The organism is Erwinia artemisiae (assembly GCF_051400835.1).
GTDB lineage: Bacteria > Pseudomonadota > Gammaproteobacteria > Enterobacterales > Enterobacteriaceae > Erwinia > Erwinia aeris.
On sequence record NZ_JBLFFM010000019.1, the window covers coordinates 1 to 7,947 of the forward strand.

Here is a 7,947-nt window from a genome sequence, read left to right on the forward strand (position 1 = left end):
TCGGGCGGTTCGGCGCTGGCGGGAGCGTCAGGCGGCGCGGCGGGCGAGTATATCGCGCAGCAGCTCTATCCGGGCGTGGACCGTGCAGACCTGAGCGAGGAGCAGCGTCAGACCATCAGCGCGCTGGGGACGCTCGCGGCGGGGCTGGCGGGCGGGCTTGCCGGGGACAGTGCCGGCGGTGCGGTGACGGGCGCGCAGGCCGGGAAGAACGCGGTTGAGAATAATACGTTGTCCGACCTCACCGATGCTCTGGCCGCAGGTAAATCACCGCAACAGGTTGCCAGAGAACACACTGAAGAAACGCTCGAAGAGATTAAAAAAGAGCAGTGTGCAGGGCTGGGTGCGGAAGCATGTTCTGTCAGACTGGAAGCTTACCGGCAGGAAATGGTTGCAGGGGCAGTGTCTCTCGGTCTGGATTTTGTGCCGGTAGTGGGTACGTTGAAAAGCGTGGCGGAAGCAGAAAGTGCGCTTGGATATCTTGAAGCTATTGCTTCAGTTATTCCGGGTGAACGGGTTGCTGGCAAGATATTCAGGGCAGCAAGAGCAGCGCTGAATAAAGGGGATGTTGCTGAAGCGTCGAAGCTGATCAATAAAGCCAGCGATGAAATTGAAACTGTAGTCCGCCCAGGTCACAGGCAATCTGAAATAGATGTAGGTAAAGATCTCGGTGACGGATGGCGCGAACAAGTCAGCTTCAAAGATGGTAAAGAAGTTCCCTACGGTACAAAAGGTGGGGTTCGCCCTGACTGGTGTCAGGGAAATGTCTGTAGTGTTGAAGTGAAAAACTATAATATTACGACTAACAAAAATGGGCTGATTAATAACGTAGCAAAACAGGCAATTGAGCGGCAGAAGAATTTACCTGCGGGAATGCAACAGCGTGTTGTTATAGATACTCGTGGGCAAACAATTTCATTAGATCAGGAACGAGAGATTATTAAAGGTATTGTTGGGAAATCCAATGGTGCTATTGACCCAACCTCTATTAGGTTCAAAAGGTAACAACAAATGAAACATGTTGGTTTCTGTGGTGGAAGCTCTTTTTTTGAGTTGGGTAGCCCTTCAGATATGGTTCGTTTTTTTGATGTTTTGCATCATCTTTCCCGTAATGAAAGGGAGCGTAACTTATTGGAAAGGCTGTATAAAAAATATGTTAACCTTGATGAAATTGGTGAAACTCAATTAGTTATACAAGAACTAAAATCGCTTTCACATGAAAGTTTCCTGATGGAGTTTTCGAAGTATTTTGAGAGTATTGAATGGTGTTTTCAATCAGCTAAAGCTTTTTATGAGGATTGGAATATTTATCAGGCGGTAAAAATTATTATTACAGATATGCCATATTGCGTCTCAGATATAGACAGGCCAAAAGAAGAATATGATGTTCTGACTTCAGATGATATGCCTTTTTGGCTGAGGTAATCTGGATTTGCTATTTTAGTTATTATTACTAAATCCCGGCCGCTGAGCCGGGATTTTACTTTGTACACCAGTCAGTTACCGCCACTTCTCAGTCGCCGCTGCGGCGTGGCGACCAGTTCAATAAACTCCTCAATCTGCCGCTGCTTACGGTCAGAGAGCTTCTTGCAGGCCTTCCTCAGGGTGGTCACCACCTCCGGCTCTGCGGGTGGTTCCGGCAGTGGCTCCTGCGCGACCAGTATCAGACAGCCCGGTAAAACCTTCACCTCCAGCGCCGTCCCTGTATCAAAACCCATCTCCTTCAGCCAGTGGCCCTTCAGTGTGACAGCCGGAACGGGCTGGTACTTCGCGTCACTGACATAACCCACGGTATAACAACGGGTTGTGTGTGTGGCAATCTCTGGCTTATGATGTGTCTCAGCCATAATCAACTCCTTGATAGTTGGTTGTGGTCAGCGGGTTGGTGGTGTTAGCGCACCTTCAGCCCGCGTCTGTATTAACTCTCTTCTTTAACCGCTTTCCTTGCAGAGTCCCAGCGGCGGGACTGATACTTGATAATCAGGCTCTCCAGCACTTCGCGCACTATCGCCTGCTCATTCTCCGGCAGCTGACTGATGGCTTCAAACTGAAGTGCCAGCTCGCCGTCCGGGCCACGTTCATGTTCATCAAACAGCAAAAAATCGGTACTGACGTGCAGCGTGGTGGCTATCTTCTTCAGCGCATCCAGAGAGGGCATCGCCTGCCCGCTCTCATACTTCTTCCAGCTGTTGACGTGCAGCCCGATAGCATCGGCCATCGCCTGCTGTGACAGGCCAAGCTCTTTACGCAGGGTGTTAAGTCGTGCAGGTAGTGACATGGTGAGCAGATACCAGTGTGATGATGTGCGCATGATATTACTCCCTGTAAAAATTAACCCTTGCCAATAATACATCATGATGTACCATATTAAAACACAAATATGGTCTTGACAGGTTTTTGCAGGAGGCAGAAATGGGCAACGGACGGATGACCCCGGCAGAGCTGGAACGGCTGTCGCCGTACAGCCAGCAGAGCTAGCGGAGCACTCTGTGAGCCGGACTGTTCCGGGTTACGGCAGAGCGCGCCATCCCTGGCGCGATCTGCCTTCTTCACGTCCTGGGTGCGCGGGGGTAAACGGTCGCCCGGCCAGCGGTAAGTGGCGGCGCGTTCTGGCAGTCAGCAGCTGGCCGTTCGTCCGTTCAACATAACGCCGGAGATTATACGCACTCTCGCGCCCGCCTCATGTACACCACATAAACCCCGTCATGCGCTCGTATGCGTATAATCTGCGTTATGTCTTGCGCCGCCCGCGTTCAGCACCGGGTGAGGCCGCCATCCCTGGCGGCGTTGGCATCTTGATCGTGTTCAGCAAACGGCAAAGCGGTTGTCGGCCTGCGGCCTCCGCTAAAGGGCGTTCATGCCCGCCCGGCTGCGTCTGGCTGCGGCGGCTCGCACTGCGTTGCTCGTTCCCGCCTCGCCAGCTACCGCTTCCCGCCCCGGTTCAGTGTTGTCATGCAAAATCAAAACCCGGTCAGACAGCGGTGGAACAGAGCGCCGTTCCGTCGCTTGCGGGCCTCGCCAGCCCGCGCCCGGCGGATACTTCCCCGGCCCACAGGCAAGCTGTGAACCGGGGAAGCATCTGATGCAAAGCAGTAATGACAGAACGGGCAACGCTGGTAAAATGCGCGGGTGCAGGCACAGCGCCACGGCCGGGCGGTAGCGTGTTACGGGTCAGAAAAGCGCGTCGGGGAAAATATCACCGGGCATCAAAACGCGACATACAAAACCGGCTGTAATTACCGGAAAGCACAGGGAAAAGTTAAGTTCGGCGGCAAGTTCCACAGCGGAAGAAGTTGTTGTTGAGAATAACTGGCTGAGCGTTCAGGAAGCAGACAGAAAGAAACAGCTGGAGACGAAGCGCGACTACCTGAAACAGGAGTTAACACCGGCTGAAGCGAAAGAACTGGCGACGATTAATCAGACAGGTAAAGCGCGTGATGAAGCGATAAAAGCGGTCTGTACGGATGGTAATAAAGGGGGGGCAGCCTGTGGTGCGCTGGTTAGCCCGGCACAGGAAGCACTGAAGAAGTACGGTGAAAATGTCAGTTATTCGCTTATTTATAAGGATCTTTATCCACACGAAGCGGCGAATCTGGAAAACATTCTTCAGGGAGTGGATGCGGGAAGTATCAGCCGTGACCAGGCGATAACTGCAATAGCGGCGTCAACGCATCGTGACTGGAATGACGTTGCGAAAGATTATGACTCTGCAATGCAGACGCAGGCGATAGCGGTAGCGCTGGCCGGTATGAAAGGTATGCAGGCCGGGATACCAGCTAAAGCCAGCAAGCCGTCTGTACCGAATGCAGATAAAAACCTCAATTATGTTGATGAACCCCCCTTCAATCCTGGAGGGACCGCTGGCAGTGCGCAACCATGGTCAACTAAAGCCCGTATAAATTATGTTCAGCTTCCTAATAAAGGGAAAATCCGTTACATACCGCCGGAAGGATACTCTCCATCTCAACCTCTACCGAGAGGGCCAAATAATGTTATATTGACAAATTTAAGAATGAATGGGTAAAAGGCCCATCTCGTACAGCAGGGCAGGAGTTTGAATGGGATGTACAGTTATCACGTACTGGTAAAGCTCAGTTAGGTTGGGCGACACGCGATGGCTCGCATCTAAACATATCTCTAGATGGTAAGGTTACTCATAAGTGATTGATATGAAAATTGATTTTTATTATGAAGTAGAAGTCATAGCTGGAGCCAAGAATAATAAATATGTTGGCTGTAAGGGGGCGGTTCTTGGCATAAGCGAGGAAAATGGTGTTGTGTATGGTTACTCTGTTGCCATACATGGAAAAGAAATGGTTGTTTACTTTGATAAAGATGATCTTGTACCTACAGGTGTCTGTTTTACGCGAGAAGATTATTACTGAAAAATATCCCGGTCTTCAAACCGGGATATTTTTATCTGTCACTCAGCGACGAGGTTGAGAATAACTATCTGAGCCAGAAACAACAGGCTCAAAAGAAAGAAGAGCTGGCAGAATGTCAGAGCGTGGCCTGTAAAGCCCAGACGCAGGCGAAATGGACTGCTATAGATCTGGGACAGGACGGCAGCTTCGCGGCGGGAATGGTGGCAGGGGTTCCGGCAGGGCTGTATGACGCGGTGGACAGTATCGTGAAAACGGCCAGCAGTCCGGTAGAAACTTACGAGGCATTGAAGGCACTGTTTAACAGCGGTGACGTGTTAGGTAATGTCTCGGACGCGGTGAAGCAGTCTTATATCGACCGCATTGACCGGATGGAGGCGGAGTACCAGAAAGCCGGGGCCAGCGGCTCGTTTAATGCGGGTGTTGAAGGCGGTAAGCTGGTCACCGATATAGCCAGTCTGCTGGCTGGCGGTGCCGGAGTGGTGAAAGGTGGTGCGGTACTGACGGAGAAGGTTGTTGCTAAGGTTGTCTCGAAAACCGGGAAGGCTATACCTGACATGCCGCCATCAGCCTGGAAATCAGGCGAAGGTGAATTTAGCCTAAAACCGGATAAAACGGTTACGAATGTGGAATATCCGGGTGGTCAGTATGATGGTAACTCATTGCCTTACAAAACCAGTGTAGAGAAAGGTACCACGACGATCACTTATCCTGATGGAGTGAATTTCAGAATTGACCAGCCGAAGCATCTGGCAACAGTGGATGGATTTACACAAAAAAATGGGATCTCGGGGGGGCATAATTCCAATGCGTTTTACGATGCCGCTAAGGAATACAATGTAAAAATCGTCAGTGAGACACCTACTGGCGTAAAAGGTATTACTGAGGTGAAGTATTTAATACCGACGAAAGATCGGGCTGGAAATCTGACCGGAGATTACAAAGCAACACCTGAAACTAAAACCATCTACGATCCTAAAATATTCTCGGATCACAAGATCTTAGAACTCGGACAGCAGGCCGCTGCTAGTGGTTATAAAGAAGCTATGAGCAGCCCGAATGGTACGGCAAATGTTGTTGCTGGCGGTGTTAGCTTCAGAATATATGTGGATAAATCTACAGGTACAGTTAGAAATTTCCACCCAAATTAATTTACAGGAAAATTGATATGAATAAGAACTTATTTGACATGTCGGATGTACATTCAGGTTTAAATGAGATCATCGTAGGTTATTTTAATATCATGTCCTCTGATAAGAATTTTCTGGAGGTTATTGAACACATTATAAGAAAAGTCGGCTTTAACACCGATGGTGCTTATTGTAATTTTCCAGATATGGATAGTTATGATGAAAGCGAACATTTTGAAGGCGTTGAATTTGCCGTTGGCTATCCCGCTTCTGAAGCAGATACTGTCATTGTTAGTGAAGAAGTCTGCTATCAGTACGTCCGTCTGGCATGTGAGAGGTATCTCCTGTTGAATCCTGAAGATACAGAGAGACTAAATAATTTACTGGATAAACTACCTCTATGATCTGAAAATCCCAGCCATTGAATAGACTGAGCCGGGATTGAGCAAATGTTGTTGTTGAGAATAACTATCTGGCCCAGGATATGTTAGCCCTCAACCGAGAAGTCAAAGCAGCAAAAGAGAAAGGAGAAAATCTGGATCCCATATTTGAAGCTGCACGCGATAAAGCAGAAAAGGAAAGGGAAGCTGAGGCGACGGCTTGTCAGGAACATCCGAATACATGTGGATTTGGCCGTGAAATTGCGGATGATGCTTACAATGAGTATCTTGAAAATGGTTTTCTATTGGGAATTGATGATGATGTTGCAAGATTTATGCAGCAGGAGACATCAAAAGACAATGCGGTTATAGACCAGTACACCAGTCAATTTGGTAAAGATATGGTCGTTGCGGCCGAAGCTGCATCATGGTTGGCTGGAGCCGGAATTTCATATATAACGCCTAAAGGATATAAAGGCCCGAAAATACAGCAAATACCTGATGTTTATGGGAAATTGCATGCAACAGCAGTTAAAGGTGATGCTCATATTCCTGTTGATAAAGTTGAACTATGGTTGCGTGGCGGAGCAAAAGGGGATTTTGATGCTTTAATAAAACAACGAGAACTATTGAGAACGCAAAAAAATGCCGATCAGAGTACCTTTGCAAAATCAGGGAAAGAAACTGAACTAAAAGCCATCAGCGAGAGCATAAAAAGAATAGATAGAACCCGAGAGATGGGGGATAACTTAATAAAATCAGGGATTCCTAATACACCTAAAAATAACGCCGTTATAATGGATAAACTTTTGGAGTCAGCTAAAGATGTGAATGCAAGCAACCCAAGTAGCTCTATTGTTCTCCATGGCACAATTGGATCTGTGCGTATTAACGCAAAATGGAAAGTAATGGATGATGGTACGAAGAGATTGACCACAATGACAACGGGTATATTTAAGGATAAGAAATGAATATTGAGAAAGAGATCCAAATATCAGTAAAGTTAGAAAGCTATATTAAAAACGGCTTTGTAAATGTTGATTCGTTTGAGAATCCTGATGATGAGGCGGCCGATTGTTTTCTGGAATTATTTCAAAAAAAACCAGAGCTCTGTGAGAAGTATTGTAAAATCATACTTAATGACGGTAATGTTGGTGACAAATATCTAGAGTCAAGTTGTCTATCTCACTTATTTGACTTAAATAAGGAGTGCTCTCTTCTGTATGTTGAAAAAGAAGTAGGGGGAATGTCACCTCCAGTCCTTGCCGCAGCAATGGATGGACTTTGCCAATATAGCAACACCCCTTTCAGGAATGAATACTCAAATAATTTAATTAATAAAATATCTGATCGCTACGATGAAATTGTACAGGAGGATGTTTATAGGGGTGCTCTGGATAATTCTTATAAATTGTTTTTTGATATATTTCTGCGAAAATAAAATTCAAGGGTTTGTTCAAGTAGATTTTTTTGTAAACTTGTTGAAGGTAATAATCGTAGTTTTGATGAATTTTGTGCTTTTCATAAGGAAAGTACAGCATGTAAGTCAGATGGTAACGGTTTTAACGTTATCATTATTTATGATGCAATAAAGAAATGTAATTGGTATTAAGTGCGCGGATTAATATTTAGGGGTCCAATACCTGCATTGCTCGGTAAAATAAAATTGGCTATAGATGTTGGTTTAGCTTCTGCCAGCAGGCCAAGCTGTTTATATGGTTACCTGAACAATATTTATAATGTAATAGCCTTGTCGCCTAAATTATTTATATTCAATGTAAGTTTGATATTATATCCTCTATTCCCGAGTGAAAAAATACGGTTATATATAAAATTAAACGGTTACGATGTAAATCAAGGCCATCTCCCCAAGATCTTTCATTGGTAATCATGCAGTTAATCCAGCTTTCGCCACTCCACAGTTCTTTTCTGGATCATGCGTGACTGCCTTTTCGGCGTGGTATCAGCTCAACGGCAGCGACGGATAAAAACCGGCTGGATACGGGCACGCTGGGCTTCAGCAGTATTGAAAACCACGCGGACTATAAGGTCGAACAC

Annotated in this window: 9 protein-coding genes and 2 pseudogenes; 9 read left to right on the forward strand and 2 right to left on the reverse strand. The window is 46.9% G+C overall.

The genetic code is table 11. The annotated features are described in order from the left end of the window. Window positions 1–1,002: VENN motif pre-toxin domain-containing protein (locus ACMGEE_RS21590; protein ID WP_436830625.1), on the forward strand; the 1,002-nt coding region annotated here is incomplete at its 5' end. Window positions 1,003–1,008: 6 nt separating this feature from the next. Beyond that, a complete protein-coding gene (locus tag ACMGEE_RS21595) occupies window positions 1,009–1,422 on the forward strand; it encodes a hypothetical protein (RefSeq protein WP_062749673.1) in 414 nt (137 codons plus the stop codon). A gap of 71 nt (window positions 1,423–1,493) precedes the next feature. Here the strand turns inward: ACMGEE_RS21595 and ACMGEE_RS21600 are convergent, their stop codons facing one another. Both ACMGEE_RS21600 and ACMGEE_RS21605 read right to left on the reverse strand, forming a co-directional pair. After that, window positions 1,494–1,844 (reverse strand): SymE family type I addiction module toxin, encoded by a 351-nt coding sequence (locus tag ACMGEE_RS21600; protein ID WP_436830626.1) that lies wholly within the window; start codon window positions 1,842–1,844, stop codon window positions 1,494–1,496. Window positions 1,845–1,915: 71 nt separating this feature from the next. Next, window positions 1,916–2,275 carry a helix-turn-helix domain-containing protein gene (locus ACMGEE_RS21605; RefSeq protein ID WP_436830629.1) on the reverse strand — a complete coding sequence of 120 codons (360 nt, stop codon included), beginning with the start codon at window positions 2,273–2,275 and terminating at the stop codon, window positions 1,916–1,918. A gap of 1,035 nt (window positions 2,276–3,310) precedes the next feature. Here ACMGEE_RS21605 and ACMGEE_RS21610 point away from each other — a divergent pair. From ACMGEE_RS21610 to ACMGEE_RS21635, 7 genes and pseudogenes are all read left to right on the forward strand, one after another. Continuing rightward, window positions 3,311–4,161: pseudogene (locus ACMGEE_RS21610) on the forward strand (polymorphic toxin type 17 domain-containing protein). After that, on the forward strand, window positions 4,158–4,382 hold the full coding sequence (locus ACMGEE_RS21615) for a hypothetical protein (RefSeq protein ID WP_436830627.1): 225 nt from the start codon (window positions 4,158–4,160) through the stop codon (window positions 4,380–4,382). The pseudogene ACMGEE_RS21610 and the gene ACMGEE_RS21615 overlap by 4 nt, the downstream one beginning before the upstream one ends. A gap of 53 nt (window positions 4,383–4,435) precedes the next feature. Next, window positions 4,436–4,919: pseudogene (locus ACMGEE_RS21620) on the forward strand (VENN motif pre-toxin domain-containing protein); the annotation flags it as partial. A gap of 17 nt (window positions 4,920–4,936) precedes the next feature. After that, window positions 4,937–5,530 (forward strand): CdiA family toxin C-terminal domain-containing protein, encoded by a 594-nt coding sequence (locus ACMGEE_RS21740; protein ID WP_301253537.1) that lies wholly within the window; start codon window positions 4,937–4,939, stop codon window positions 5,528–5,530. Between the two features lie 17 nt (window positions 5,531–5,547). Next, complete coding sequence (gene cdiI / locus ACMGEE_RS21625) at window positions 5,548–5,913, forward strand: ribonuclease toxin immunity protein CdiI (RefSeq protein ID WP_089414322.1); 366 nt, start codon at window positions 5,548–5,550, stop codon at window positions 5,911–5,913. A gap of 80 nt (window positions 5,914–5,993) precedes the next feature. Further along, window positions 5,994–6,860, forward strand: coding sequence for a hypothetical protein (locus ACMGEE_RS21630; RefSeq protein ID WP_301253529.1), 867 nt, complete (start codon window positions 5,994–5,996; stop codon window positions 6,858–6,860). Further along, a complete protein-coding gene (locus tag ACMGEE_RS21635; RefSeq protein ID WP_436830628.1) occupies window positions 6,857–7,330 on the forward strand; it encodes a hypothetical protein in 474 nt (157 codons plus the stop codon). Before ACMGEE_RS21630 ends, ACMGEE_RS21635 begins: the two co-directional genes overlap by 4 nt. Window positions 7,331–7,947: the final 617 nt, after the last annotated feature.

Excerpts from the sequence above, each read along its gene's own strand:
- ACMGEE_RS21595 (WP_062749673.1), top strand. The coding sequence starts at position 1,009 with ATGAAACATGTTGGTTTCTGTGGTGGAAGCTCTTTTTTTGAGTTGGGT.
- ACMGEE_RS21600 (WP_436830626.1), bottom strand. The coding sequence starts at position 1,844 with ATGGCTGAGACACATCATAAGCCAGAGATTGCCACACACACAACCCGT.
- ACMGEE_RS21605 (WP_436830629.1), bottom strand. The coding sequence starts at position 2,275 with ATGTCACTACCTGCACGACTTAACACCCTGCGTAAAGAGCTTGGCCTG.
- ACMGEE_RS21740 (WP_301253537.1), top strand. The coding sequence starts at position 4,937 with ATGCCGCCATCAGCCTGGAAATCAGGCGAAGGTGAATTTAGCCTAAAA.
- cdiI (WP_089414322.1), top strand. The coding sequence starts at position 5,548 with ATGAATAAGAACTTATTTGACATGTCGGATGTACATTCAGGTTTAAAT.
- ACMGEE_RS21630 (WP_301253529.1), top strand. The coding sequence starts at position 5,994 with ATGTTAGCCCTCAACCGAGAAGTCAAAGCAGCAAAAGAGAAAGGAGAA.
- ACMGEE_RS21635 (WP_436830628.1), top strand. The coding sequence starts at position 6,857 with ATGAATATTGAGAAAGAGATCCAAATATCAGTAAAGTTAGAAAGCTAT.